This window comes from Aeromonas sp. MR7, assembly GCF_963899385.1.
Classification (GTDB): Bacteria; Pseudomonadota; Gammaproteobacteria; order Enterobacterales; family Aeromonadaceae; genus Aeromonas; species Aeromonas bestiarum.
Map to the genome: position 1 here is coordinate 1,093,735 of NZ_CAWQXH010000011.1, position 26,960 is coordinate 1,120,694.

Below are 26,960 nucleotides of genomic sequence, written 5' to 3' on the forward strand. Positions count from 1 at the left end.
GCATAGTGCTTGTATGGGAGGAGGATCTGCCCCGGCTTGGACTAGAAGAGGTAATTCAACTGCAGGCCGGCCAGCCAGGCATCCCCTTCCGAGGTACCCTGGAAGGTGGAGGTAGTCTGCGGGATCCCGGGTTTCAGCTGCATGGTTTCGGTCACATCCACCTTCTTGCCATCGATCAGGGTCAGGCCCAGATCCAGCGAGAGGTTGCGGTCGATCTGGTAACCCACTCCGGCGCTGTACCAGACCCGATCAGAGTCAGGGATGGAGATGGTGCGGCGATCCGCCGGCACCGGACTGCGGTCATAGGCCAGGCCGGAGCGCAGTTGCCATTGCGGCGCCAGCTGATAGGTCAGGCCCAGGGCGTAGCGCCAGCTGTCTTCCCAGTGCTCGTCCTTGATGTGCATGACGCCGTGGTGGTCGAGCTCGGATTCGAGCTGAACGAACTTGCTCCAGTTGGTCCAGTTGATGCTTGAATGCAGCGCCAGGCTGGGTGTCAGCTGGTGAAACAGCGCCAGTTCGGCGGTGGCGGGCAGGGGCAGTTCCAGGCTGCCGGTATCGGTAAAGGGCTGACCATTTTGATCGATGCCGATGGCATCGCCAGAAAGCTTCAGGGTCACGTCGTGGCGGTAGGAGAGGCCGATACGCGTCGCATCAGACAGCTCCAGCAGGGTGCCCAGGTTCCAGCCAATGGCCCAGCCATCTCCCTTCAGGTGCTTGGCGATCTTGTTGTTGGAGGGGAAGGTACCGCCCACTTCTCCTTCCCCCTGAATGGCGGAGAGGCCGGCACCGACGGACCAGGCACGGTTGATACGATAGGCCAGCGAGGCCCCCAGATCCAGGGTCTTGATGTCGGAGACATTGCCGAAGTGACCGGCATTGTAATTGTCCGGCATCTCGACGCCGAGGCCGTAGTAGGAGGTTGCCGCCAGCCCCAGTCGCCACTGGTCGTTGAGCGGCACTATCAGATAGGCATTCGGTACCCAGGCATCATCGGCAATGTCGTGGGCACTCGCATCCAGCGTGACGGGTCCCATGGCGGTGGGCACCCGGGTGATCCCTTCGATGTTGACGTCGGGGCGCACATAGATGAAGCCGCCGGAGAAGGCCATGCGATCGAAACGGGTCATGGCGGCGGCGTTGCGGGAGAGCACGCTGGCATTGTCGGCGATGGCGGCCTCGCCTGCGAAGGCGCGGCCCATGCCGGTGGCGGATTGTTCAGCCAGCTGGAAACCTGCCGCCTGGGCCTGGCTTGACAGCACCAGCAGGGCGATGAGAGACGGCTTCATGATGGAGTGCATTGAATGGTCCTTGAAAGTGAACTCGGCGTTCAATCTGTCTTATGGTTGGGTGCAGGATTTTATATGGTATGACCAGTAAGGCAACGGCAGGGGAGCCGTGGGGAGAAAAACAAGATTAAATGCTGAGAGATAGGGCGCTAATAGCTTGATAAAAAAGGAAAAGCGTACAGTTGTTTGCTACAGATGTACGCTGAAAATGGAATTTTGCATAAAAAAAGAGCGCCCGCAGGCGCTCTTGTCGATAGGCAGATGATCAGAATTTCATGTTGAACTGAGCGGAGGCGAGGAAGGCGTTGCCGTGGGAGGTACCCTTCCAGCGCAGCGCTTCATTGCTTTCGACCAGCTTCTCGTTGACGTCAACTTTCTTGCCGTCCAGATAGGCCATACCGAAATCGACGCTCATGTCCTTGTCGATGTGGTAGGTGGCACCGGCGCTGTACCATACGCGGTCGGAATCCGGGATGCTCAGGCTGCGATATTCCGGCTCGATCGGGGTCTTGTCGTAGGCGAAGCCGATACGCGCTTCCCATGATGGGTTGACGTACCAGGTACCGCCCAGGGAGTAACGGGTGGAGTCCTTGAACTTCTCCGGCTTGTACAGGCAGACGCCAGCACCGTCGGCGCTCTTGCACTGGTCGCTGGTGGCCTTGAGCTCCTGGAAGGCGCTCCAGTCGGTCCAGTTGACGGAGTAGTGAACGGCAAATTGCTGGTTCAGACGGTGGTAACCGGCAAACTCGGCCTGGGCTGGCAGATCCAGCGGCAGTTCGCCACTGACGGTCTTGAAGCCGGAGGAGGTGCCTTGATAGTCACCCTTGAACTTCAGATCTACCTGGGAGCGATAGGTCAGCGCGAAACGGTTGTTCTCGTTCACCTCATACATGGTGCCCACGTTCCAGCCGTAACCCCAGTCATCTCCTTTCAGGTGGCTGACGATGGTGTCCTTGCCGATACCCGGTACATCTTTGAGCGGTGGAACGGAGACCAGCACGCCGGCGCGGCGGTTCAACTCAGCCTTGGCATACACTAGGTTCAGACCGGCACCGAAGCTGAAGTGCTGGTTGACGCGGTAGGCGATGTTCGGGTTGATGTTGAAGGTCAGCAGTTCTGTGTTGCCAGCAATGGAACCAGCGTTGAAATTCTCGGTGTACTCGGTGGCCAGACCGTAGTTGGAGAACAGGCCGATACCCCAGGCCCATTGATCGTTCAGCGGCTGGATGAAGTAGGTGGCAGGCACGAAGGCGCTCGGCGCGATACCGCTCTCACTGGCACTTCCTCTATTTACGGAACCGGCATAGATATCACCATTTACATCCACGTCCGGCTTGATATAGGTCCCGGAGACAGAGAACGCCATCTTGTCAAACTGGGTCATGGCTGCCGGGTTGCGGGACAACACGGAGGCGTTGTCCGCCACGGCGGCTTCCCCTGCATACGCGCGACCCAGACCGGAGGCTGAGTGTTCGTTCAACTGGAACGCGGCGGCGAAGGTTTGGGTACTGGCCAGGGTGACGGCGGCAGCGATCAGGCTCTTTTTGAAAAAGGCAGTTGTCATAGTGTTCTCTCTTGTAGGCAGATTTTCTGTCAGCATCAGGGCTTTTTTGCCACCGTATACGACAAGATCTGTTGTTATTTCAGCTTCTTCCCATTCAATTCTGGCGTGATTCTATGGATCTGGTAGGAGGTAAGAAATCAGACCAGTGACAGCAGAATACATAAAAGTGTCTATTGTGTTAATCATTTGTTTTAACTTGGCGTTTAAATAGTCTCTTTTGCCACTTATTGAGTGAAATCTGAGCGTTAAGGATGATCTGCGTCACAAAAATAATTTTGACCATTTGCGGTGATTGGGCGGCAAATGAGTGAGGATTGTGGTGGGAATGGAGAGGAACGGGCAGACAACCGGATTGTCTGCCCGTGCAGTTGACTCTATGCGGTGTGAGTCAGGATTGGGTTAACCCCTGTTAAATCGACCAGTGCAGACGGGATTCCAGCGCCTGCGCCACCGGATCCAGCGGCTCCTGCATGTCGCCGATCAACACCATGTTGGCCCCCTTGAGTTGCACTATCTCCCCTTTGAGCTGGCCATCTTCGAAAGTGGGCTGCAGGGTGAGCGGCACATGCTTGGGCACCAGGAACAGGGTCACGGGCCCCATCTTGCCCTGGAACACCATGTGCAGCGCCGGTCCCTGGTAGAAGGCACAGTGATTGACGTAGGTGACCTTCAGGCCCTGCATGCCCATCAGGGTGGCGCCGTATTTCTCCATCTTGGCGTTGATGGTGCGCAGGCTCACCTTCTCATCCACATCCTTGATGAAGGGTTCCTCACCGTAGACGTGGGCCATGGCGACCTGGGCGAGGGAGAGTTCAGCGGGCGGTGTCTGCGGCCAGCTGAGCCAGCGGGTGCTCATGCCGAGCAGGAAGGCGACCGAAGCGGCCATGGCCAGCGGACGCCATTGGCTGCGCGGGCGCACCGGCAGGGGAACCCGGCTTTCCTGTTCGGCTTCCAGCGCCTGTCTGAGCAGGATGCGCTCGGCCAGCCCGGCCGGTACCTCGACCTCCAGCGCCTGATGCAGGCGACGATCCAGTTGCTTCATCTCGTCCAGATGCTTGCGATTGGCGGGGGAGGCCTGCGCCGCGTCGACAAAGGCGGGGTCATGCTCCAGCGGATGGGCGATGGCCCGACGGCGAAATTCCAGCTCATCCATTGGTGTGTCCTCTCTGTTGTGTCGCTGACTCCATGGCCTCTTTGATCTGGTTGCGGGCCCGAAACAGGCGAGTCATGACGGTGTTCTTGTTCAATCCCAGTTGCGCCGCTATCTCGTCACCGCTGAAGCCCCCCAGCACCTGCAACAGCAGGGGCTCCTGATATTCGGCGGGCAGGCGGGCTATGTGGCGTCTGAGCCACTCGTTCTCCATCTCCTGCTCGTTGTGCAAGGCATCCGGATCGCTTTGGGGATGCTCGTCGAGATCGATGAGAGCGAACTGCTTGCGCTCGAACCTGCGGGCATTTTCCCGTCTCAATATGGTGATGAGCCAGGCCTTGGCGGCCTTGTCATCGAGCAGCGAGTCTATGCCCTTCCAGGCGCGCAGAAAGGTCTCCTGCACCAGATCTTCCGCCACCTGCGGATCCCGGCACAGCCAGTAGGCGTAGCGATAAATGTCCCCGTGCAGGGCATGCACCAGGGCTTCGTATTTGGTCTGTTTGTCTGCCATGTCTCCATAGACCGGGGAAGCCGTGGGATCCTTTCCGACCGTGGCACCTTTCTTTCTGAAAAAACCTAACGCCATCGCTGGGCTTCCTTTTTATATGAGGGTCCTCAAGGGTCAGTGACCCAGGCGGGCCAGTTGCCTGAGGCCATAGGCTATCGCAAAAGTTTCATACGCGCATAGCGGGCCGGCGAGGCCTTGCCATGGGCGCTGACGGTCGGCGGGGGTGGTCTGGGTGGCAAAACAGGCGCGATCCAGCGCGGCGAGCCCGGCGGCAAGCGCGGGGGCATGACGACAGGGCAAGCCGCTGAGGTGCGTATGGCGCCGTGGCCAGCGCAGGCTGGCCCATGCCAGCAGGGCCGCTCTGGCGTGGTTCGCATCCTCGCGCCGCAGTGCCCGCTGCAAGCGATAGAAGGCGTGCCAGCGTGGCCACCCTTGCCAGAGGGCCCGCAGCAGCAGGGCCCAGATCGCCCAGTGAAGGCTCTCATGGCTTGGGTCGGTGAAGGCTTCCTGTGCCTGTGCGCCCGCCTCTATGCGCAGCGGGGTGGCGGGCAGGCGGGCGTATTCGATGCGCCCACTCCGGGCGTTGAACCAGGGCAGGGTGATGGCCGGCAGCAGGTAGTCGCCTGGCGCCGTGGCCGTCAGGGCCTGGCGCCACTGGCGCTCGAAGCGCAGCGCCCCCTTGGCGAGAAAGCGCTCCTGCTGCTGTTCCCCATCCGGTCTTGCCTGCATGCCGGCGGGCAGGGCCGCGGGCCCGGTGAGCCCGGGCAGGGTGAGCCGGTTGCCATCGCCGCCCTCCATCACCAGCGTCAGGGTGCGGATCACAGGCTCGCCCTCCCTGGCGCCCGAGGCCGGGCTCAACTGCTGGCTCAGAGTCAGCTGGCTGGCCACGGGTTGCTGCGGCGCCTGATCGATTTTCACAAACAGGGTGGCCGCTCTGGCCGAGAGGGGGTCACTGGTGCCGTTATCCTGGGGAAGACGGCCCTGAAAGCGCGGCGACACCAGCGGATGCAGCCCGGGCTCCCTAGCCTGCAGCAGCCAGTTGCGGGTCAGCCGACCCGGCAATCCCGCCCCCGCCGGAGCCTGCCACTGATCGTTTCCCAGGCGGCGAATGGTGAAGGCGTCGCTGGCCGGCTCTGTGAGGTTGGGGGCCTCCATGTTGGCGGGCAGCCAGAGGCTGAGCTGATAGATGAAGGGCTGGCCCGGATAGAGCGGCCCCTGATGCAGCACCCTGGCCTGCAGCTCTATGGGGGAGATGGGCTGGCGGGGTTGCGCTGCCAGCGTGCCCGCCTGGCTGCGCTTTGGCAGGGGCAAGGCCGGGGTCTGCTCCGGCCCAAGTGACAGGGAGGGCACGACCCCGGGGCCCGTATCCAGAGTGTGCAGCGGGATCTGCCAGCGGGTCAGGCTGTGCACGGGAGTGGTGACCCGGCTCATGGTCACCTTGCCCACCGCGAACTGGCGCAGCAGGGGGGCAATGGCGAGTTCGTTGCTCTGGCGCTCCCCGTCCGCCTCTATGATCAGCAGCCAGTCACGGCTGTCGGCCCCCGGCAACAACTCGGCCCTGGGCGGCGCGGCCAGGGCCGAGGTTGACAGCAGGCAGAGCAGCAGCCAGCAAGACAGCCAAGGCAGCAGAGGATTGCTCTTCACCAGGTGTCATCCCCTTTCAGCGCTGAAGGCCAGGCGCCTTTTAGCTCTTCCTTGAGCTGCTGGCGACGCTGGGCCTCCTTGCGCAGCCGCTGCTCCAGCAGCACCACTGGGGGGGCTGGCGGCAGCGGCGCGTCCGGGGTGGCGGCCTGCTCGGGGGCGTCGATGGGCTTGGGATCCTGCGCTGCCGGGCTGGCTTGGGGCGGCTGGGCCCGCAGCAGGGCGAGGTTGTAGAGCGCATCCTGGTGGCCCGGCTCCAACGCCAGCGCCGCCAGATAGGCTTGCTCGGCGGCGACCAGATCCCCGAGCTGCACCAGCGCATTGCCCCGGTTGTAGTGGGCGGTGGCACTGCTCGTACTGGCGTAGGCGGCGACGGCCCGGGCGTAGTCACCGGCTCTGTACCAGGCATTCCCCTGCCAGACGGGGTCCTGGAAGTGGCGAGCCGCCGCCAGATAGTGCCCCTGCTGGAACGCTTGCCAGGCCTGGCTCTCCTGTGCGGATAACACGGCGGCTGGGCTGGCCTGCGAGGGAGGTGGGGTGAAAAGACCCGCGCCTGCGACCAGCAGAAGCAGCCAGAGCGTGCCGACGCGGGCCAGCAGGGCCAGCGGCAGCAGGGGCAGCAGCAACCAGGGGCCGAGATCCCGCGACTGATGGGCGGTCAGCGTCTGGCTCATGGGCAGGGGCGCAAAGCGTGGCAGCCCGGCCTGCAACCATTGCAACTGACCGCCAAGTTCGTTGGCAAGTTGTTGCATGGTCGCCACATCGGGGGCGGGCAGCTCGCGGCCGAAGGGGGTGCCAACGCCTTGCACCTCGCTGGTGGCGGGCGGCAGCCTGCTGCTCTTGCCACCGTTGGCGAGCAATATGTCGAGGCGAGGTGCCGCCTGTTCATGACAAAACAGGCTGCCCTGACAGGGCCAGAGCGCTCGGATCCGGTCCGCCTGCCTCGCCGAGATACCATCGGTGACCAGCAGCAGGCGTGCCTGCTGGCCCGGGGGGATCTGGCCGAGCGCCAGCGCCACGGCGCGCTCGGGCGCACTCCCTTGTTTGGGCATGATGGCCGGGCGCAGGTCGGGCAACAGCAGCGCCATGGCCTGGTGATCCCGGGTGGCGGGCATGGCGAGGTAGGCATCGCCGGCAAACAGTATGAGGGCGATGGGGCGTCCCTCCTGGCTCGGACGGGCCTCGGCCAGCATATCCTGCAGCAGCACTCGCACCCGGGTGGCCCTGTCCGGCAGCAGATCGGTGGCCAGCATGGAGCGGGAGAGATCCAGCAACCAGATGTCGAGGGCCGGTGTTGGTATGGCCTGGCTCTGTTGGCGCAGGGCGGGGCCGCTGAGAGCCAGTATGACGGGCAGGCCCGCCAGCCAGAGCCAGGGCAGGGTACGTCGCCGGCCCGGCAGCAGGTAGGCCTGCATGGCGGGGGCGAGCAGCTGTGGCTGGCGGCGGCGACGCCAGCCCTGCCACAGCCAGGGCAGCAGGGCCAGCAGCCAGAGCGGGCGCAACAGGATCAGCTCCATGACGGCCATGCCTGGCAGAGGGGCTTAATCATGAGCCCGGCCTCGTGGCGGTCGCAAGCGCAGACGCAAGGAGCGGGGCCAGCGCAGCCGGGCGGGCCAGATCAGCAGCAGCCAGGCCAGTGCCAGCGGCCAGGGGTAGAGCTCCACGTTTGGCCGATAGCGGGTGTGGGGCGTGGCGATGGGCTCCAGGGTATCCAGGGTCTGGTTGATGGCAGCGAGATCGCTTTGGGTGCGGGCGCGGAAATAGCGGCCATGGCCCACCTTGGCCAGCTGTTGCAGCAGGGCCTCGTCCAGCTCGGCGCTGGGATCGCTCTGCGCCGGAGCCAGTGCCGGGGCCATTGCCTCGGCAAAGGTATCGGGATCGGCCCCCACCCCCAGGGTATAGAGGGTCATGCCGCTGGTGGCGGCCCGTTTGGCCTCGCTCAGGGGATCGGCGCTGCCCGCGGTGTTGCGACCGTCGGTGACAAGCAGCAGGGCGGTGGGACGCTTGGGGTCGGCGTGCTGGCGGGCCAGCAGTATGGCTTCCCCCAGTGCCGTGGTGCGGCCCACCAGATCGAAGTCCAGCTCGCGGGCCAGAGTGAGCAGGGCCTGGGTCTCCTGAGTCAGGGGCGAGAGCAGGTAGGCGTGATCGGCGAAGACGATGAGGGCGATACGATCGCCGGGGCGGGCCTGGATCAGCTGACTTATCTGCTGGCGCACCGCACTGAGCCTGTCCCGCTGCTCCCCCTCATCCAGCATGTCCTGGGTGCGCATGCTGTCGGAGAGATCCACCGCCAGGATCAGATCCCGGCTGCTCTGGTAACTGACGAGGGGCGGCTCCTGCCATTGGGGGCGGCAGAGGGCCAGCACCAGGGCGCACCAGCACAGGGCCATGCGCCACAGTGGCTGGCCGGCGTGGGCACGCAACAGAGGAAAGCCGTCGTGTGCCAGCGCAGTGCCGCTGTGCGGGTCGGTTGAACGTGGCGGTAGGCCGAAGCGCACCAGGAGTGGCAGCGCCAGGGCCAGCGCAAACCAGGGCCAGGCGAGGATCATGACGAGCTCCTGATGCGCAGGCGCGTCAGGCCCTGTTGCCAGCGGCGTCTGAATGCGATCAGCCCAGGTGGCAGGCAGCAGCAGGCTCGCCCCCAGCTGAGGTAGGCGCGGCGCAGCGCCTCGCACTGGCGGGCATCCGGTATCCCCTGGCCGTAGAGCCAGTGTGGCCAGAGGGCCGCAAATTCACGAAACTGGCTGCCGCCCTGCCTGTCCAGAAACGCGAGCCAGGCTTCTCCTTGCAAGGTGCGCGCCTCGGGCCAGCGGCCAAGGGCGGCCTCGCGCAGCACTGCCTGCAATCTGGGCACCAGCTCGGGCGCCTCCCAGTCGATTTGTCGCTGCCAGCGGCGATAGCGCAGCAGGCTGAGCAGGGCTGCGCCGATCAGCGCCCCCAGCAACAGGATGATCAGCAGCGCCCACCAGCCCTGAAGGCGGGGATCCGCTGCCTGGGTCAACATGGGGCCAGGATGGATGTCGCGCAGCTGCGCCGCCAGCGCAGACATGGGTGGCGCGCTTGAGACGGCGGCGAGCAGGCTCAGAACTGGCGACATGCACCCTCCTGCCACTGGCGTTGCAGCGGCTGGCCGTTGTCGAGCCGGTAGAGACGCTGCACCAGCGGCAGCAGTTGCTGATGGCACTGCCTGGCCAGCCGCTCGGCCGCCCGCTGGTAGCGGTGGGCAAAGCCGGGCTGAGTGGCATCGAGCCAGCCGCGCTGTCTGCCCGCCTGCACCGCCAGTTGTCCCTGCGCGGGCAGGCCTGCCTCCAGCGGATCCCGGATCTGCCAGCAGTGGATGTCGTGGCGGCGACCGAGCAGTTGCAACTGCTGGCGGAGGGCCTCATCGCAGGGCTGGTGATCCGTGATGATCGTCAATCTGGCGCCGTGGGGCAGGGTGAGCCGAGCCAGGGTCCGCGCCAGCGAGTGCGGCAGGGACGTGCGATCCAGCCCCTTGTCGTAGTGGTGGCAAAGGGTCTCCAGCAAGGGTACCAGGGAGCCGCGCTGGGGCTGGACATGGCACTCAACGCCGTGGCAGATCAGGGTGTTGGCCTGTTTCTCACCCTGCCACAAGAGGGCGGCTGCCAGCTCGCAGCCCAGGCGGGCTTTGAGTTGCACCTGTGAGCCAAAGTACATGGCGGGGGAGAGATCGAGCAGCAGCCAGTGGGCCTGATCCTGCTCCTCGCTGTAGAGCCTGGTGTAGGGGCGACCGAGCCGGGCTGTGACTCGCCAGTCGATGTGGCGCACCTCATCCCCCGCCTGATAGGCGCGCAGCTCGCGAAAGGTGAGCCCCGGCATGCGGCCAAGCCTGCCCTGCTGGGCCGGTTGGATACGCGCCCTCGGCCCCTGTCTCGCCCACAACCGGATGGCCAGCAACTGGGGCAGGGTGAGGGCAATAGCGGGATGCGCGCGGGGATCCGGCTGGGGAGTCAAGGGCACGGTATCGCGTCCAGCAGCCGGGCGATCAGGGTGTCGTTGTCCAGGTTGTCTGCCAGCGCCTGATAGCTGGGAATGAGTCGGTGGCGCAGTATGGCCGGCGCCAGCTGTTGTATGTCCTCCGGCAGCACGAAGTCCCGTCCGGCGAGCCAGGCCTGGGCACGGGCGGCGCGGGCCAGGCCTATGCTGGCCCTGGGGCTGGCACCCACGGCGATGAGGGGTTCAAGCTCGGGGCACAGGCCGCTGCCCGGGCGGGTGGCGCACACCAGTTGCACCAGATAGTGTTCGAGCCGCCCCTGCATCTGGACTGCCTGTACCGCCGAGCGGGCCACCAGCAGGTCGGCCTGGCTCAGGGTGACCGGCGGTGGCGTCAGCTGCTCGCCCAGGGCGTTGAGCTGCAAGATGGCCAGCTCCATGGCGGGGCTGGGGTAATCCACCAGCAGCTTGAGCAGGAAACGGTCGAGTTGGGCCTCCGGCAGCGGGTAGGTCCCCTCCTGTTCTATCGGATTTTGCGTGGCCGCCACCATAAACAGCGGTGGCAGGCGCCAGCTCTTCTTGCCCACCGTGATCTGGTGCTCGGCCATGGCCTCCAGCAGCGCGGATTGCACCTTGGCGGGGGCTCGGTTGATCTCGTCCGCCAGCACCAGGTGGTTGAACAATGGACCGGGCTGAAACACGAAGCTCGCATCCTGGGGATGGAACACCTCGCTGCCGGTGAGATCGGCAGGCAAGAGGTCGGGGGTAAACTGGATGCGGGCGAAGCGCCCTTCCACGGCACCGGCCAGCGCCTTGACGGCGCGGGTCTTGGCAAGACCGGGGGCCCCTTCGATTAACACATGTCCTTCACATAGCAGGGCGATAAGCAGCCCCTCTATCAGTGCTCCCTGTCCCAGAATCTGACTGCCAAGATAGTCCCCAAGCGCTCTGAACTCGGCCGCTGCCATGTGATGAACCCGTTGTTTTTATGGAGGTTGATCTTTTTATACTCCAGTTGGCCCCCGAGGGCGAGGGAGGGGGCAAAGATGGGGGCAATTTAGTTTCAATCAGCCGTATGAAATTTGTGAGTGGATTGTTAAGATGTGGCCCAATGAGGTCAGACCTCTGCCTTTTAACCCAAGGAGCCAGGATGAAACAGCCATTGAAACTGACGACTCGCCAGGGCGAACGGATTGCCGTCGTGGCGGGTCTGCGTACCCCTTTTGCCAAGCAGGCCACCGCCTTTCACGGCGTGCCCGCGGTGGATCTCGGCAAGCTGGTGGTGAGTGAACTGCTCGCCCGTACCGATCTCGATCCCGCACTCATCGACCAGCTGGTGTTCGGCCAGGTGGTACAGATGCCGGAAGCGCCCAACATAGCCCGTGAAATCGTGCTCGGCACCGGCATGAGCGTCACCACGGATGCCTATAGCGTGTCGCGCGCCTGCGCCACCAGTTTCCAGGCGGTGGCCAACGTCACCGAATCCATCATGGCCGGCACGGTCGACATCGCCATCGCCGGCGGGGCCGATTCCTCCTCCGTGCTGCCCATCGGCGTCAGCAAGACGCTGGCCCGCGCCCTGGTGGATCTCAACAAGGCTCGCAACCTGCAGCAGCGTTTCAATATTCTGCGGGCATTGAGGATCAAGGATCTGATGCCGGTGCCGCCCGCCGTGGCCGAGTATTCCACCGGTCTCTCCATGGGGCAGACCGCCGAGCAGATGGCCAAGAGCCACCAGATCAGCCGCGAGGCGCAAGATGCGCTGGCCCACCGCTCCCACAGCCTGGCGGCGCAAGCCTGGGCCGATGGCAAGCTGAGCAGCGAGGTGTTTACCGCCCACGTGCCCCCCTACAAGTCGCCGCTGGAGCGGGACAACAACATCCGCGAAGCGTCCGATCTGGCGAGCTACGCCAAGCTCAAACCCGTGTTTGACCGGGTGCATGGCACTGTCACCGCCGCCAACGCCACCCCGCTCACCGACGGTGCCGCCGCCGTGCTGCTGATGCGCGAAGGGCGGGCCAAAGAGCTGGGGCTCGAGCCGCTTGGCTATATCCGCAGCTTCGCCTTCTCTGCCATCGATGTGTGGCAGGACATGCTGATGGGCCCCTCCTATGCCACGCCGCTGGCGCTGGACCGCGCCGGCATCACGCTCAGCGATCTCACCCTGATCGACATGCACGAGGCCTTTGCCGCCCAGACCCTGGCCAACCTCAAGATGTTTTCAAGCCTGGAGTTTGCCCGCAGCAAATTGGGCCGGGATCAAGCCATCGGCGAGGTGGACATGGACAAGTTCAACGTGCTCGGTGGCTCCCTGGCCTATGGCCACCCCTTTGCCGCGACCGGTGCGCGCATGATCACCCAGACGCTGCACGAGCTGCGTCGTCGGGGTGGGGGATTGGGGCTTAACACCGCCTGTGCGGCGGGTGGGCTCGGTGTGGCCATGGTGTTGGAGGTAGAGTGATGAGCGAGAAGACTTTTTCCCTGGCGGTGCGCCAGGATGGCATCGGTATCCTCACCATGGATGTGCCGGGCGAGAGCATGAATACCCTGAAGGCCGCCTTTGTGGACGAGATCCGCACCGTGTTGGCCGAGGTGAAGGCCAACAAGGAGCTGATCGGTCTGGTGGTGGCCTCCGGCAAGAAGGACTCCTTCATCGCAGGTGCCGACATCAGCATGCTGGCGGCCTGCACCAGTGCCCAGGATGCCCAGACGCTGTCGCGGGAAGGGCAGGTGATTTTTGCCGAGATCGAGTCGCTGGCCATCCCGGTGATCGCCGCCATTCACGGCCCCTGCCTCGGCGGCGGGCTGGAGCTGGCGCTGGCCTGTCATGGCCGGGTGGTGACAGATCACGGTAAGACGGTGCTGGGGCTGCCGGAAGTACAACTGGGTTTGCTGCCGGGCTCCGGCGGGACCCAGCGGCTGCCGCGTCTCATCGGGGTGGCCAAGGCGCTGGATCTGATGCTGACCGGCAAGCAGGTGCGGGCCAAGCAGGCCAAAAAACTGGGGCTGGTGGACGATGTGGTGCCGCCCTCCATTCTGCTGGAAGCAGCTATCAAGCTGGCCAAGAAGGGCAAACCCCGCCACGAGCTGAAGCGGGATCTGCAGGGCAAGCTGCTGGAGACCAATGCGCTGGGCCGCAAGGTGCTGTTCGACCAGGCCCGCAAGGGGGTCAAAGCCAAGACCCGCGGCAACTACCCGGCGCCGGAGCGGATCCTCGAGGTGGTACGCATCGGGGTGGAAGAGGGGATGCAGGCCGGCCTCGCCGCCGAATCCCGCCACTTCGGCGAGCTGGTGATGACGGCGGAATCCGCCGCCCTGCGCTCCATTTTCTTCGCCACCACAGAGATGAAGAAGGAGGTCACCTATCAGGGGGCTGAACCGCGCAAGGTCACCCACGCCGCCGTGCTGGGCGGGGGCCTGATGGGGGGCGGCATCGCCTTCGTCACCGCCACCAAGGCGGGGGTGCCGGTGCGGATCAAGGACGTGGCGAGTGCCGGCATCGGCAATGCCATGCGCTACAGCTACGAGATCCTGGCCAAGAAGCTCAAGCGTCGCCACATTCTGCGCAGCGAGCTGGAGAAACAGATGAGCCTGCTGTCAGGCACGCTGGACTATTCGGGTTTTCACCGGGTCGACATGGTGGTGGAGGCGGTGTTTGAAGATCTCGCCCTCAAGCATCAGATGGTGAAGGAGGTGGAGCGCGAGTGCGGTGAGCACACAGTGTTTGCCTCCAACACCTCCTCCCTGCCCATCCACCAGATAGCGGCCGGGGCGGCGCACCCGGAGCGGATCGTGGGGCTGCACTACTTCAGCCCGGTGGACAAGATGCCGCTGGCCGAGATCATTCCCCACGCCGGTACCAGCGCCGAGACGGTGGCCACCACGCTGGCGTTTGCCCGTGCCCAGGGCAAGACCCCGATCGTGGTGAAAGACGAGGCCGGTTTCTACGTCAACCGCATCCTGGCGCCCTACATGAACGAGGCGGCGCGGCTGGTACTGGAAGGGGAGCCGGTGGAGGTGCTGGACGGCGCCCTGCTCGATTTCGGCTTCCCGGTCGGTCCCATCACCCTGCTCGACGAGGTGGGGATAGACGTGGGCGCCAAGATCTCGCCCATCCTGGAGAAAGAGCTGGGTGGTGAGCGCTTCCAGGCGCCGGCGGCGTTTGACAAGCTGCTGCAAAACGATCGCAAGGGGCGCAAGAACGGCAAGGGCTTCTACCTCTATGGCAAGGCGGCCAAAGGCAAGAAGAAGGTGGACGAGAGTGTCTACGCCGTGCTGGGCGTCAAGCCTGTGCCCAAGCAATCCCGGATGGAGATTGCCGAACGCTGCGTGCTGATGATGCTCAACGAAGCGGCCATGGCGCTGGACAGCGGCGTGGTGGCCTCGGCCCGTGACGGCGACATAGGCGCCATCTTCGGCATCGGCTTCCCGCCCTTCCTCGGGGGCCCCTTCCGCTACATGGACAGCCTCGGCATTGAGCACCTGGTGGGGCGTCTCGAGCACTACCAGAAACGCTACGGCGACCGCTTTGCACCCTGTGAGCGCCTCAAGGCGATGGCGGCGGAGCAGCTGAGCTTCTACTAAGCATCGCACCTTGCCGGTGACGGCAGGGCTGATGTCAAGGAGGCGACCCCGGGGTCGCCTCCTTCGTTTTGTGCGATCCATGCCGTGGGCGGCAGGCACAGTCGGCTGACAACTGGCTGAATTGCGTCCATATTTGTCCTGGCCAAGGGCTAAATTGTTGATCCAGCGCAAAGTAGCCCCCTATTTATTACTTTGGTGGCATAGGACTCAGGCGCTGGTTGGGGTCAAATAGCATCATCAGGAACGGGGGGATAACCCCGTCACGAAAGGGACACCCATTTCACTGGATGAAGGACACATAATGAGTCTGCTTGAACAAACCATCTGGACTGTATTGGGATACGGGGCCATGCCCTTTATCTTCCTGAGTGGGTTTGTGGCGGTGGCAGTGACCTGCTGCTTGCTGCTCAATGCCTTCGGGGTCAAGTCCGCCGAGAAGTGATCCGCTTCTTTCGTTCATACCGCCAAATGCCAGTCTTCGGACTGGCATTTGTTTTTTGAGCCTTTTTCGGCACTTATCCGCGCCGCTCAGGGCAAATGTTTGGCCAAGGTGGTCGAACCGATCGCCGATTTTGATTACACTGGCGCGCAGTTTTTCCACCCCGGATTGACCACTCAAGGTATTCAAGGTTTCTATGGCTCTCAAGGCAACCGTATTCAAGGCTCAACTCAGCCTGTCCGACATGGACCGCCACCAATATCAGGACGTCTCACTGACCCTGGCTCGTCACCCTTCCGAGACCGATGAGCGCATGATGATCCGGCTGGCAGCCTTCGCCTGGCACGCCGCCGAGCGGCTGGAGTTCACCAAGGGGCTCTCCGCCGACGACGAGCCCGAGCTGTGGCGCAAGAACTATTCCGATGAAATCGAGCTCTGGATCGAGCTGGGCCAGCCCGACGAGCGCCGTCTGAAGAAGGCGTGCAACCGCTCCCGTCATGTGGTGCTCTACCTCTACGGTGGCCGTGGTACCAACGTCTGGTGGAAGCAGAATCAGGGCAAGCTCAGCCAGCACGACAACCTCACGGTGATCGAGCTCTCCGACAGCCAGACCCTGCCGCTGACCGCCATGGTGGCGCGCACCATGCACCTCACCTGCACCATCTCCGACGGTCAGCTCTGGGTCAGCAACGGTACGCTGGAAGTGACGCTGGATCCCGTCTTGCTGATGGGGCCACCCGCCCGCGAACTGTAAAGAGGCTCGCCCATGTTCAGCGCACTGCTCAATATCGTCATCCCGGTGTTTGCCGTGGTGGGCCTGGGTGCCCTCTATGGCCGGCTGCGGCCGGGCGGGGCGCTGGGCTATGTCAACCGGGCCAATATCGAGCTGTTTACCCCGGCGCTGGTGTTCTCGGCACTGGTCAAATATCCGCTGGCGCTGATGGCCCATTTACCGCTCATCGCGGCGGGGGCCTTGGTGATCCTGTTGCCGGGATTGCTGCTCTCCCTGCTCAGGCTGAAAAGCATCAGCAGACCTGCGCTGATCCTGCCCGCCATGTTTCGCAACACGGGCAACCTCGGCATTCCGCTGATGGTGCTGGCCTTTGGCGAGCAGCAGCTGGGCGCCATCGTCATACTGTTCGTGCTCTCCAACCTGCTCCACTTCTCGGTGGGCATGTTAATCCTCTCGGCCAACACCTCCCGCTGGCTCTGGCTGCGCAGCCCTGTGCTGTGGGCCGCCTTCGCCGGCTTGCTGGTGGCCAACCTGCACATTGCTCTGCCGGAATACCTGGTGACCAGCGCCTCCCTGCTCGGCCAGATCTCGGTGCCCTTGATGCTGTTTGCCCTCGGCATCCGGCTGATGGAAGGGGAGCTGGATCACCTGGGGCTCGCCCTCAAGTGCAACCTGCTCTACCTGCTGGCGGGCGGGATCTCCCTTGGTCTGGCGGTCTGGCTGCTGCCGCTGCAGCCGGCCTGGATCCCGCTCCTGATGCTGTCGGTGGCGCTGCCCCCGGCTGTGCTCAACTACATGCTGTGCGAGCAGTACCAGTGCCAGCCCGAGAAGGTGGCCAGTATCGTGCTCGGCGGCAATGCGCTCTCGGTCCTGGTGATCCCGCTGGCGGTCTGGCTGGCCCTGCACATCAACGGCTGAGCCGGCTTTTTCCGCAGTTTTCGTGGACGCCTGCTGGCGTCCACGGCTTGCTCCTTCGCGCTTATCTTCCTCAGTCTGCGCCAGCTCCCACTCCCGGCAGCGGGGTGGATACAAGTTCCCTTTTCGTGATCCTCGGCGAAGTCGCTGCCGTCGAATTGGCATAGTATCTGGCCAGCATGAATCCCACCCAGGGTGGGAGCCAAGGGATTAACAACATGATGTCCGTCAGTAACCAATGTTTGTTGATGCAGATCCAGCCCACCATCTTGCGCTTTGCCAAGATGCTGGCCAGCGTGCTGCAACTGGAAGTGGAAATCGTCGACGCCAACATGGTGCGGGTGGCGGGAACCGGGCCTTACGGCAAGTTTTTCGGCCGCCAGCTGGAGGGAGACTCCCGCCTGTTGCGCTACGTGATCGAACACCAGAGCGAGAAGATAGTCACCCACACCAGCGAGGATCCTGTCTGTGAGGGGTGCAGCTGCAAGGAGAGCTGCCGGGAACGCGCCTTCCTCGGGGTGCCCATCATGGTGGAGGAGACCTGCATCGGGGTCATCAGCCTGGTGGCCTTCAACGCCGAGCAGCAGGCGCGCCTCAACAGCAATCTGCAGGAGGTGTGCGACTATGTGCAGCACATCTCCAGCATCTTCGTGGCCAAGCTGCTCGATTCCCGCGGCTTGTCGGACGGGGTCAACAAGGTGTTCCTGAACCTGATGAGCCACATGGATCAGGGCTGCCTGCTGCTCGACGAGAAGAGCCAGGTGCGCTATGCCAACGAGGTGGCGCTCAAGCAGCTCAACTGCCAGCAGGAGCAGTTGCTGGGGCGCGAGATTGGCCTGCGTCCGCTCACCTTCGCCCAGCAGGGGCTGACCGGGCACATGCAGCACATCATCACACTGGCAGATCGCCAGGAGCTCATCATAGGCCAGCTGCACCATGTGCAGGGCCAGCAGCTGTTTCTGATGGCATTTCACCAGTCCCACTCGGCCCTGAGCCAGCCGCTGGAGCCGGACGAGGGCATGGCGCTGCTGATCGGCGAAAGCAAGCCGATGCGGGCGCTGAAAAAACTGCTCCATCGCATCGCCCTGAGCCCCTCCAGCGTGCTGGTCTGCGGCGAGAGCGGCACCGGCAAGGAGGTGGTGGCCCGCGCCATTCACCGCCTCAGCCCGCGTCATGACAAGCCCTTCATCGCCATCAACTGCGCCGCCATTCCGGAGCAGTTGCTGGAGAGCGAGCTGTTTGGCTACGTGAAGGGGGCCTTCACCGGCGCCTCCAGCGGCGGCAAGCAGGGGCTGATCCAGGCCGCCCATCAGGGCACCCTGTTTCTCGACGAGATAGGAGACATGCCGCTCACCATGCAGGCCAAGCTGCTGCGGGTGCTGGAGCTGCGGGAGGTGACGCCCATAGGTGCCAGCCGGCCCGTGCCGGTGGACATTCGCATCATAGCCGCGACCCACCAGCATCTGGAGCAGTACATTGCCGAGGGCAAGTTTCGCGAAGACCTCTTCTATCGCCTCAACGTCATCCCCATCCACCTGCCGCCGCTGCGCGAGCGGGAAGGGGACGTGGCGCTGCTGACCCACTACTTCCTCAACCTGCACACCAGCCGCATCGGCCTCATCTATCCGGGACTGAGCCCTGAGGTGATGGGCCTGCTCGAGGGGTATCGCTGGCCCGGCAACGTGCGCGAACTCAGCAACCTCATCGAATACCTGGTCAACGTGGTGCAGGCGGGGGAGGTGATCGAGAGCATACTGTTGCCCCCCAATATCCTGCGCAACCAGCGCGGCGCGGCGGATGAGCAGCCTCGGAGTGCGGCGCACATCGCGCGGGTGCCGCTCGCGCCCGAGCCCTACGCCCATGCAGCGGCCTCCGATCCCTCCTTTGGCCATAATGCAGTTGCCAGCCCTGCACCTGGTACGCAGGGTGCGGCCGGGGTTCCCTGGCCCTTGCCGGGAGAGGGGAGCCTGCAAGGCCACGCAGCGGTGCGGGGAGCAGGCCAGGCCGAGCGAAGCCTGGAGCTGCCCCTCGGGGAAAACGGGCTGGAGAGCATGGAGAAGCAGGTGATAGAGGAAACCTTGCAGCGTCTTGGCAACAAGAAGCTGGCCGCTCAGGCGTTGGGGATTGGGATTGCGACCCTCTATCGCAAGATAAAGAAGTACGAGATCGCCGTGCAGGCCTGATCGTCACTTCGCCGCGCGCCGCAAGCGGCGACCTGTTCACAGATAATGGCTGCGCCTGGGGCAAGGCCATTATCATTATGATAATTCCCCCGCATCGCCTATCAATTAACGGCCCGCATCTGATAGCCAGGGTGATAATTATCAGTGCGCATCTTGGCACTATTTTAAATACGGCTTTGGCGTGCCGGCATTTATCGTGAAAGTGCCACGCCATATGCCTGAATGGCGTTGTCATGTGCGCTGGCTCACATCTATTTTCCTGTTTCTCGTTATTCCCCCTTAAATACCGCATTGGCACGCTTATTGATTGCTCTTGTTTGACGCTGACCGATGAACTCACCCAATGGCCCTATTTTCGGTGACCTTGTGAGTGGAAGGGGAGCAATCCATATCTCATCAACAGATTGGGGCTAACGATGAAAGCAGTGAACCAGTTAATCAAAGAGATCAATGAGCTCAAATCCAACCTGCATGAAAAGGACTTCCTGCTGACCTGGGAGCAGACCCCCCAGGAGCTGGCGCTGGTCCTCAAGCTGGCCGAGGCACTCAAGGGACTGCGGGCCGAGAACATAGCCACCAGGCTGTTCAATACCGGCCTTGGCATCTCTGTGTTTCGTGACAACTCCACCCGCACCCGTTTCTCCTATGCCTCCGCTCTCAACCTGCTCGGCCTCACCCAGCAGGATCTGGACGAGGGCAAGTCCCAGATTGCTCACGGCGAGACGGTGCGCGAAACCGCCAACATGATCTCCTTTTGCGCCGATGCCATCGGTATTCGCGACGACATGTATCTGGGGGCGGGCAACGCCTACATGCGTGAAGTGGGCGCGGCACTGGACGAAGGGTTCGAGAAGGGGGTGCTGCCCCAGCGCCCGGCCCTGGTCAACCTGCAGTGCGACATTGATCACCCGACCCAGTCCATGGCTGATCTCGCCTGGCTGCAGGAGCACTTCGGCAGCCTGGAGAGCCTCAAGGGCAAGAAGATCGCCATGACCTGGGCTTACTCCCCGAGCTACGGCAAGCCGCTCTCCGTGCCCCAGGGCATCATAGGGCTGATGACCCGCTTCGGCATGGAGGTGACCCTGGCGCACCCCGAAGGGTATGACCTGATCCCGGACGTGATCGCGGTGGCCCATGAGAACGCCAAGGCCTCCGGCGGCAGCTTCCGTCAGGTCACCTCCATGGAGGAGGCGTTCAAGGATGCCGACATCGTCTATCCCAAGTCCTGGGCGCCCTACCAGGTGATGGAGCAGCGCACCGAGCTGCTGCGGGCCAACGATCACGCCGGCCTCAAGGAGCTGGAGAAGCAGTGTCTGGCGCAGAACGCCAAGCACCAGGATTGGCACTGCACCGAGGAGATGATGGCCCTCACCAAGGGGGGCGAGGCGCTCTATATGCACTGCCTGCCTGCCGATATTACCGGCGTCTCCTGTCAGGCGGGCGAGGTGAGCGAAGGGGTGTTCGAGAAATACCGCATCGCCACTTATAAAGAGGCGAGCTGGAAGCCCTATATTATCGCCGCCATGATAGTTGCCCGTAAATTCTCGGCACCGGGCGCCGCGCTCGAGGGGTTAATCAAAGAGGCGCAAAAACGCGTCAAATAATGGTTGGGCCGGGCCGGGAATATTTCCCGCCCGGCCATCATGGCGCAATCATTATCACGGGTTCTCTCCCCAGGGCGCTTTTTAATCAATGTTTCCCGGCGAGATGACTCTCTGTGAGGTATTCATGTCCCAATTCTCCCTGAAGATGGATATTGCCGATAACCGTTTCTTTACCGGTGAATCCCTGTCTCTGTTTTCCCGGGCAGAGGCGCAAAAGGCCCGCGCCTTTCACAAGAAACTGGCCGGTTATGAACCCACCCCCCTGTGCGATCTGAACGCGCTGGCCGCCTATGTCGGGGTGAAAAAAATATTGGTCAAGGACGAGTCCAAGCGCTTTGGCCTCAACGCCTTCAAGATGCTGGGGGGCGTCTACGCCATCGCCAATTTGCTCTGCGAAAAATACGGGGTGGCGGTGGAGGATTTCACCTTCGATCTCATCAAACGCACCATCAAGGAGCCGATGACCTTCGCCACCACCACAGATGGCAACCATGGTCGCGGTGTCGCCTGGGCCGCCAAGCAGGTGGGTCAGCATGCGGTGGTCTACATGCCCAAGGGCTCGGCCCAGGAGCGGGTGGAGCACATTCTGGCGCTGGGGGCCGAGTGCATAGTCACCGACATGAACTATGACGATACAGTGCGCCTGACCATGAAGATGGCCGAGGAGCGCGGCTGGCACATAGTCCAGGACACCGCCTGGGAGGGTTACACCCAGATCCCGACCTGGATCATGCAGGGCTACGCCACCCTGGCCGATGAAGCGGTCGAGCAGATGCAGGCCATGGGCATCAGGCAGCCCACCCACGTGCTGCTACAGGCCGGGGTCGGGGCGCTGGCGGGCGGTGTGCTCGGCTATCTGGTGGACTGCTTCGGGGCGAAAAACCTGCACAGCATAGTGGTCGAGCCGGAGCAGGCCGACTGCATCTACCGCTCCGGTGTGGCGGGGGAGATGGTCAACGTGGGGGGCGACATGCGCACCATCATGGCCGGTCTCGCCTGCGGTGAACCCAACCCCCTCGGCTGGCCGGTGCTGCGCGGCTGCACCACCCAGTTCATCTCCTGTCACGACAAGGTTTCGGCGCTCGGCATGCGGGTGCTCGGCAACCCCCTTGGCGACGATCCCCGCATCATCTCCGGCGAATCCGGTTCGGTCGGCACCGGCGTGCTGGCGGCGGTGCGCCACCACCCGGATCGCGCGGCGCTGATGGCCCGTCTCGGGCTGGACAGCGACTCTGTGGTGCTGCTGATCAACACCGAAGGGGACACCGACGTGGCCCACTACCGGGAAGTGGTGTGGGAAGGCAAGCATCCCGCCTGCGAGTAAGAAACACGAATTGAAGAACTGCGAATTAAAGAACAGATCGCGCCTCGCCAACGGGGCACGGTAACGGGCACAGGGCGCTGCCGACGAACAGGCAGCACACTCTCGAATGTTTGGAGAAATCACAATGAGCAAGCAGATTCCATTTGAAATGGTGTTGGAGAAGGCCCATCAGTACAAGGCCGAGATGAGTCAGTTCCTGCGCGACATGATAGCCATCCCGAGCGAAAGCTGTGACGAGAAGCGGGTGGTGCTGCGCATCAAGCAGGAGATGGAGAAGGTCGGCTTCGACAGGGTCGAGATAGATCCCATGGGCAACATTCTCGGCTATATCGGCCAGGGCCCGCATCTGATCGCCATGGATGCCCACATAGATACCGTCGGGGTCGGCAACCGAGCCAACTGGACCTTCGATCCCTATGAAGGGATGGAGGATCACGAGATCATAGGTGGTCGCGGCGCCTCCGATCAGGAAGGGGGCATGGCTTCCATGGTCTATGCCGGTAAGCTCATCAAGGAGATGGGGCTGGAAGATCAATATACCCTGCTGGTGACCGGCACAGTGCAGGAGGAGGACTGCGACGGTCTCTGCTGGCAGTACATCATAGAGCAGAGCAAGATCCGCCCCGAATTCGTGGTCAGTACCGAGCCGACCGACTGCCAGATCTACCGTGGCCACCGTGGCCGCATGGAGATCCGCGTCGAGGTGCAGGGGGTGAGCTGCCACGGCTCGGCGCCGGAGCGCGGTGACAACGCCATCTTCAAGATGGGCCCCATCCTGGGTGAGCTGCAGGAGCTGAGCCACAACCTCGGCCATGACGACTTCCTCGGCAAGGGCACATTGACCGTCTCCGAGATCTTCTTCACTTCCCCAAGCCGCTGCGCCGTGGCGGACAGCTGCGCCGTCTCCATCGACCGCCGTCTGACCTGGGGCGAGAGCTGGCAAGGTGCGCTGGACGAGATCCGTGCCCTGCCTGCGGTGCAAGCCGCCGGGGCCGAGGTCTCCATGTACCAGTACGATCGCCCGGCTTACACAGGGCTGGTCTACCCGACCGAGTGCTACTTCCCGACCTGGAAGGTGGAAGAGGATCACATCACGGTCCGGACCCTCTCCAAGGCTTACACCCAGCTGTTCAACAAGGCGCCTGTGGTCGACAAGTGGACCTTCTCGACCAACGGCGTCTCCATCATGGGTCGCCACGGCATTCCGGTGATCGGCTTTGGCCCGGGCAAGGAGCCGGAAGCCCACGCGCCGAACGAGAAGACCTGGAAGGAGCATCTGGTCAAGTGCGCCGCCATGTATGCCGTGATCCCCATGCTCTATCTGGCCGAGCTGGACGAATGAGGGATCTGCCGGGCGGCGAGCGCTATCGCCGCCCCTCTGTCGCCAGTGCCCCGTCTCCATTGAGGCGGGGCCTTGGTGTTTGACGCGATCTGATGTTCGAGGTGGTGGGGATGAAACGGCTGATCAAAAACGGTGTGCTGGTCGATGCACAAGGGGAATATCGTCAGGATCTGCTGATCGAAAACGGGGTGATCCGTGAGCGCGCAGCCGATATCCAGCCCGATGGCGAGACCGAGGTGATCAATGCCAACGGCTGCTACGTGATGCCGGGCGGCATCGACGTTCACACCCACTTCAACATAGATGTGGGGATTGCCCGCAGTTGCGATGACTTTTTCAGCGGTACCCGTGCCGCCGCCTGTGGTGGCACCACCACCATCGTCGATCACATGGGATTTGGCCCGGCGGGGTGCAAGCTGCATCACCAGCTGGCCCGTTATCACGATTACGCCGCCGAGCAGGCTGTGATCGATTACAGCTTTCATGGCGTTGTTCAGCATGTGGATGACGCCATCCTCCACGAGATGGCCGCCATGGTGCAGGAGGAGGGGATCAGCAGCTTCAAGCTCTATCTCACCTACCAGTACAAACTGGGGGACCACGACGTGCTGCGCGCCCTGGCCCGCCTGAAAGAGGTGGGGGCGCTCGCCACCGTCCATCCCGAGAACGATGCCGCCATAGCCGAGCGGCGCAAAGCCCTGCTGGCCGCGGGCCACCATGAACCCTGGTATCACCCCCAGAGCCGCCCGCTCGAGTGCGAGGCGGAGGCGGTGGCCCGGATGATCAATCTGGCGGCGCTGGCGGGCAATGCGCCGCTCTATATCGTCCACCTCTCCAACGGGCTGGGGCTAGAGTACCTGAAACTGGCGCGCCGCCAGGGGCAACCGGTCTGGGTCGAGACCTGCCCGCAATATCTGCTGCTCGATGACAGCTGCTACTACAAGGAGAACGGGGTCGACTACCTGCTCAGCCCGCCACTGCGCGGGCGCTGCGAGCAGGACAAGTTGTGGGTCGGTATCAGTGCCGGCGATATCGATACGGTGGCGACCGATCACTGCAACTTCTCCCACGCCCAGCGCATGACCCTATCAGGCGGCGATTTCAGCCTCTGCCCCAACGGCTTGCCCGGGGTCGAGAACAGGATGTTGCTGCTGTTTGCCCACGGGGTGCTGGGGGGGCGCATCTCGCCGTCGCGCTTGGTGGCGCTTACCAGCGCCAACCCGGCGCGCCTCTTTGGCCTCTGGCCGCGCAAGGGCAACCTGCAACTTGGGTCTGACGCCGATCTGGTGATCATGGATCCCCGCGGTGACACCCTGATTTCTCACCCACTGCTGCACGACAACGGCGACTACAGCCCCTACGAGGGGATGCGCTGCCCCGGCCGGATCAGGATGACCCTGAGCCGTGGCGAGACAGTGGCCCGCGACGGCGAGTTCACCGGGCAACGGGGCCATGGCCGGTTTTTGGCCAGAGCGCCGTTTGATCCGCTGCTCGGCGCGGCTGTCAGTGCGCCACCCCCTTCAACCACTCATTTGGCAACCCGCTAGGGCGAGCGCCAGCGGACGGCGCGGTTTGCGCCCTTCCCGAACAAGGACAAGGGGTCGGTATGACATCGGCCCATCCCCTCATTGGAGAGAACAAGATGAAACAGCGAATCGTACTGGCTCTGGGTGGCAATGCCCTTGGCAACAACCTGCCCGAGCAGATGAAGGCGGTGCAGAGCACGGCGCACACCATAGCCGACCTGATTGCTCAGGGGCATGAAGTGGTGGTGACCCACGGCAACGGCCCCCAGGTGGGGATGATCCAGCAGGCATTCGAGGTGGCGGCCCGCCACGACGCAAAAGCGCCCCATCTGCCCATGTCGGTCTGCGTGGCCCTGAGCCAGGGCTACATCGGGTATGACCTGCAAAACGCCCTGCGCGAGGCCCTGCTTGAGCGCGGCATTCACAAGCCGGTCGCCACTCTGGTGACGCAAGTTGAGGTGGATAAAAACGATCCCGCCTTTCTCGACCCAAGCAAACCCATCGGCGGCTTCTTCAGCAAGGAGGAGGCCGAGGCGTTGATGGCCAAGGGCGAGCGTCTCAAAGAGGATGCCGGCCGAGGTTATCGCCGGGTGGTGGCATCCCCCAAACCCGTCGACATCATAGAGAAGGAGACAGTCTCTGCCATGCTGGCCGCCGGGCAAGTGGTGATCACCGTCGGTGGTGGCGGCATCCCTGTGCTGCGCGAAGGCAATCATCTGCGCGGTGCCAGCGCGGTGATCGACAAGGATTGGGCCAGCGCCAAGCTGGCGGAGCTGATCGATGCCGACATGCTGATCATCCTCACCGCGGTAGAGAAGGTGGCCATCAACTTCGGCAAGCCCGAGGTGCAGTGGCTCGATACCCTGAGCGTGGCCGATGCCAACGGCTTTATCGCCCAGGGGCAGTTTGCCAAGGGCTCCATGCTGCCCAAGGTGGAGGCGGCGCTCTCGTTCGCCACATCCTTGCCGGGGCGCAAATCCCTGATCACCTTGCTGGAGAAGGCCGCAGAGGGGATCGCCGGCAAAACCGGCACCCTGATCAGCCTGTAGCCTCGCCTTTGATGGTTGCAAACAGGGGGCCCAAGGCCCCCTTTGTGTTGGCAGACAGACCCGTTACCCGACGATGGGCAGGGCGAAAGGAGAGGCGTAAGATGGCCCCCCTTGGCATAAGATGGGCCAGCAGCAGAGGCGACAAGGCAGACAATGAGCACAAAGATCAATATGGCGGCGCTGGGGGGCTTGGTCCTGCTCACCGCCATCTGGAGTTACAGCTGGATAGTGATGAAGCAGGTGATGCTCTACGCGGGGGCCTTCGAATTCACCGCCCTGCGCTGCCTGTGTGGATCCCTGGTGCTGCTGCTGGTGCAGTGCCTGCGTGGTCGCCAATACCTCACACCCACCCCGTTTCGCTACACCCTGGCCATAGGTCTGTTTCAGACCTGCGGCATGGTGGGGCTGGCCCAGTGGGCGCTTATCAGCGGCGGAGCGGGCAAGGTGGCCATTCTGAGTTACACCATGCCGTTCTGGGTGGTGATCTTCGCGGCCCTCTTTCTCGGTGAGCGGATGCGCAGGCTGCACTATCTGGCGGTCGGGGTGGCCGCCTGCGGCCTGCTGCTGGTGATAGAGCCCTGGCAGCTGCACCTGGATTCCATAAAGAGCGCACTGCTCGGCATAGCCTCCGGCATCTGCTGGGGGATCAGCGCCATCATCGCCAAGCGGATGTATGCCCGCCACCCCGGGGTGGATCTCATGTCCCTCACCACCTGGCAGATGATCTACGCCACCCTGGTGATGGCACTGGTGGCGGCCCTGGTGCCGGAGAGACCCATCGACTGGCAGCCCTATGTGTTTGGCGCACTCGCCTACAGCGCCATCTTCGCCACCGCGCTGGCCTGGAGCCTCTGGCTGTTCGTGCTGAAAAAATTGCCGGCGGGGATCGCCGGGCTCAGCACACTGGCTGTGCCGGTCACAGGCGTGCTGCTATCCTGGTGGCTGCTCGGCGAGGATCCGGGGCCGGTGGAGGGAAGCGGCATCCTGCTTATCGTGCTGGCGCTTGTCGTCATCAGCCGCAAGGGCAAGCGTTCCGTGGTGACTGTGGCGGGGGAGACCCGGGTCAAGCAGGGCTAAGCCGATTGCCGGCAAAGAGATAAAAAGGGCCCGCCATCATGGCGGGCCCTTTTTTGCCTCTGTGCTGGCTTATCTGCACTGGGC

22 protein-coding genes are annotated in these 26,960 nt (G+C 63.3%); 12 read left to right on the plus strand and 10 right to left on the minus strand.

All coding sequences use genetic code 11. The features are described 5' to 3' along the window. Window positions 1-41: 41 nt before the first annotated feature. From AACW87_RS09975 to AACW87_RS10020, 10 genes are all read right to left on the minus strand, one after another. Window positions 42-1,298 (minus strand): outer membrane protein transport protein, encoded by a 1,257-nt coding sequence (locus AACW87_RS09975; protein ID WP_241324880.1) that lies wholly within the window; start codon window positions 1,296-1,298, stop codon window positions 42-44. 253 nt (window positions 1,299-1,551) lie between these two features. After that, window positions 1,552-2,850 carry an outer membrane protein transport protein gene (locus AACW87_RS09980; RefSeq protein ID WP_103470840.1) on the minus strand — a complete coding sequence of 433 codons (1,299 nt, stop codon included), beginning with the start codon at window positions 2,848-2,850 and terminating at the stop codon, window positions 1,552-1,554. A gap of 409 nt (window positions 2,851-3,259) precedes the next feature. Next, complete coding sequence (locus AACW87_RS09985; protein ID WP_241324881.1) at window positions 3,260-4,003, minus strand: DUF3379 domain-containing protein; 744 nt, start codon at window positions 4,001-4,003, stop codon at window positions 3,260-3,262. Then, window positions 3,996-4,586 carry a sigma-70 family RNA polymerase sigma factor gene (locus AACW87_RS09990; protein WP_241324882.1) on the minus strand — a complete coding sequence of 197 codons (591 nt, stop codon included), beginning with the start codon at window positions 4,584-4,586 and terminating at the stop codon, window positions 3,996-3,998. The genes AACW87_RS09985 and AACW87_RS09990 overlap by 8 nt, the downstream gene beginning before the upstream one ends. A 36-nt stretch (window positions 4,587-4,622) precedes the next feature. Then, the gene (locus AACW87_RS09995; RefSeq protein WP_445206850.1) at window positions 4,623-6,152 is read right to left on the minus strand and encodes a BatD family protein; all 1,530 of its coding nucleotides are present in this window, start codon (window positions 6,150-6,152) and stop codon (window positions 4,623-4,625) included. Then, window positions 6,149-7,666, minus strand: coding sequence for a VWA domain-containing protein (locus AACW87_RS10000; protein WP_241324883.1), 1,518 nt, complete (start codon window positions 7,664-7,666; stop codon window positions 6,149-6,151). Before AACW87_RS10000 ends, AACW87_RS09995 begins: the two co-directional genes overlap by 4 nt. Window positions 7,667-7,690: 24 nt before the next feature. Beyond that, window positions 7,691-8,698, minus strand: coding sequence for a VWA domain-containing protein (locus tag AACW87_RS10005; RefSeq protein ID WP_241324884.1), 1,008 nt, complete (start codon window positions 8,696-8,698; stop codon window positions 7,691-7,693). Further along, window positions 8,695-9,246, minus strand: a complete 552-nt coding sequence (locus AACW87_RS10010; protein ID WP_241324885.1) for a DUF4381 family protein — start codon at window positions 9,244-9,246, stop codon at window positions 8,695-8,697. The genes AACW87_RS10005 and AACW87_RS10010 overlap by 4 nt, the downstream gene beginning before the upstream one ends. Further along, the gene (locus AACW87_RS10015; RefSeq protein WP_241325029.1) at window positions 9,231-10,121 is read right to left on the minus strand and encodes a DUF58 domain-containing protein; all 891 of its coding nucleotides are present in this window, start codon (window positions 10,119-10,121) and stop codon (window positions 9,231-9,233) included. Before AACW87_RS10015 ends, AACW87_RS10010 begins: the two co-directional genes overlap by 16 nt. Beyond that, the gene (locus AACW87_RS10020) at window positions 10,118-11,068 is read right to left on the minus strand and encodes an AAA family ATPase (RefSeq protein ID WP_241324886.1); all 951 of its coding nucleotides are present in this window, start codon (window positions 11,066-11,068) and stop codon (window positions 10,118-10,120) included. The genes AACW87_RS10015 and AACW87_RS10020 overlap by 4 nt, the downstream gene beginning before the upstream one ends. A gap of 182 nt (window positions 11,069-11,250) precedes the next feature. Here AACW87_RS10020 and fadI point away from each other — a divergent pair, with 182 nt between their 5' ends. From fadI to AACW87_RS10080, 12 genes are all read left to right on the plus strand, one after another. Beyond that, window positions 11,251-12,561 carry an acetyl-CoA C-acyltransferase FadI gene (fadI, locus tag AACW87_RS10025; RefSeq protein ID WP_241324887.1) on the plus strand — a complete coding sequence of 437 codons (1,311 nt, stop codon included), beginning with the start codon at window positions 11,251-11,253 and terminating at the stop codon, window positions 12,559-12,561. Next, window positions 12,561-14,684 carry a fatty acid oxidation complex subunit alpha FadJ gene (fadJ, locus tag AACW87_RS10030; protein WP_241324888.1) on the plus strand — a complete coding sequence of 708 codons (2,124 nt, stop codon included), beginning with the start codon at window positions 12,561-12,563 and terminating at the stop codon, window positions 14,682-14,684. The genes fadI and fadJ overlap by 1 nt, the downstream gene beginning before the upstream one ends. Before the next feature lie 301 nt (window positions 14,685-14,985). Then, the gene (locus AACW87_RS10035) at window positions 14,986-15,126 is read left to right on the plus strand and encodes a TIGR02808 family protein (protein ID WP_005301193.1); all 141 of its coding nucleotides are present in this window, start codon (window positions 14,986-14,988) and stop codon (window positions 15,124-15,126) included. Window positions 15,127-15,319: 193 nt separating this feature from the next. Then, window positions 15,320-15,877 (plus strand): YaeQ family protein, encoded by a 558-nt coding sequence (locus tag AACW87_RS10040; protein ID WP_043137693.1) that lies wholly within the window; start codon window positions 15,320-15,322, stop codon window positions 15,875-15,877. 12 nt (window positions 15,878-15,889) lie between these two features. Continuing rightward, entirely contained in the window at window positions 15,890-16,774 is an 885-nt protein-coding gene (locus tag AACW87_RS10045; RefSeq protein ID WP_241324889.1) for an AEC family transporter, read from the plus strand. A gap of 215 nt (window positions 16,775-16,989) precedes the next feature. Then, a complete protein-coding gene (locus tag AACW87_RS10050) occupies window positions 16,990-18,954 on the plus strand; it encodes a sigma 54-interacting transcriptional regulator (protein ID WP_241324890.1) in 1,965 nt (654 codons plus the stop codon). Between the two features lie 416 nt (window positions 18,955-19,370). Beyond that, window positions 19,371-20,558 (plus strand): knotted carbamoyltransferase YgeW, encoded by a 1,188-nt coding sequence (ygeW, locus tag AACW87_RS10055; protein ID WP_098984120.1) that lies wholly within the window; start codon window positions 19,371-19,373, stop codon window positions 20,556-20,558. A 124-nt stretch (window positions 20,559-20,682) separates the two neighbouring features. Then, entirely contained in the window at window positions 20,683-21,882 is a 1,200-nt protein-coding gene (gene dpaL, locus AACW87_RS10060) for a diaminopropionate ammonia-lyase (protein WP_241324891.1), read from the plus strand. A 124-nt stretch (window positions 21,883-22,006) separates the two neighbouring features. Further along, window positions 22,007-23,224 carry a YgeY family selenium metabolism-linked hydrolase gene (locus tag AACW87_RS10065; protein WP_043555614.1) on the plus strand — a complete coding sequence of 406 codons (1,218 nt, stop codon included), beginning with the start codon at window positions 22,007-22,009 and terminating at the stop codon, window positions 23,222-23,224. Window positions 23,225-23,334: 110 nt separating this feature from the next. Further along, window positions 23,335-24,771: a dihydropyrimidinase gene (hydA, locus tag AACW87_RS10070; protein WP_241324892.1), complete on the plus strand. Its 1,437-nt coding sequence runs from the start codon at window positions 23,335-23,337 to the stop codon at window positions 24,769-24,771. A gap of 95 nt (window positions 24,772-24,866) precedes the next feature. Continuing rightward, entirely contained in the window at window positions 24,867-25,799 is a 933-nt protein-coding gene (gene arcC, locus AACW87_RS10075; protein WP_241324893.1) for a carbamate kinase, read from the plus strand. Between the two features lie 153 nt (window positions 25,800-25,952). Beyond that, entirely contained in the window at window positions 25,953-26,876 is a 924-nt protein-coding gene (locus tag AACW87_RS10080; RefSeq protein WP_241324894.1) for a DMT family transporter, read from the plus strand. Window positions 26,877-26,960 lie beyond the last annotated feature (84 nt).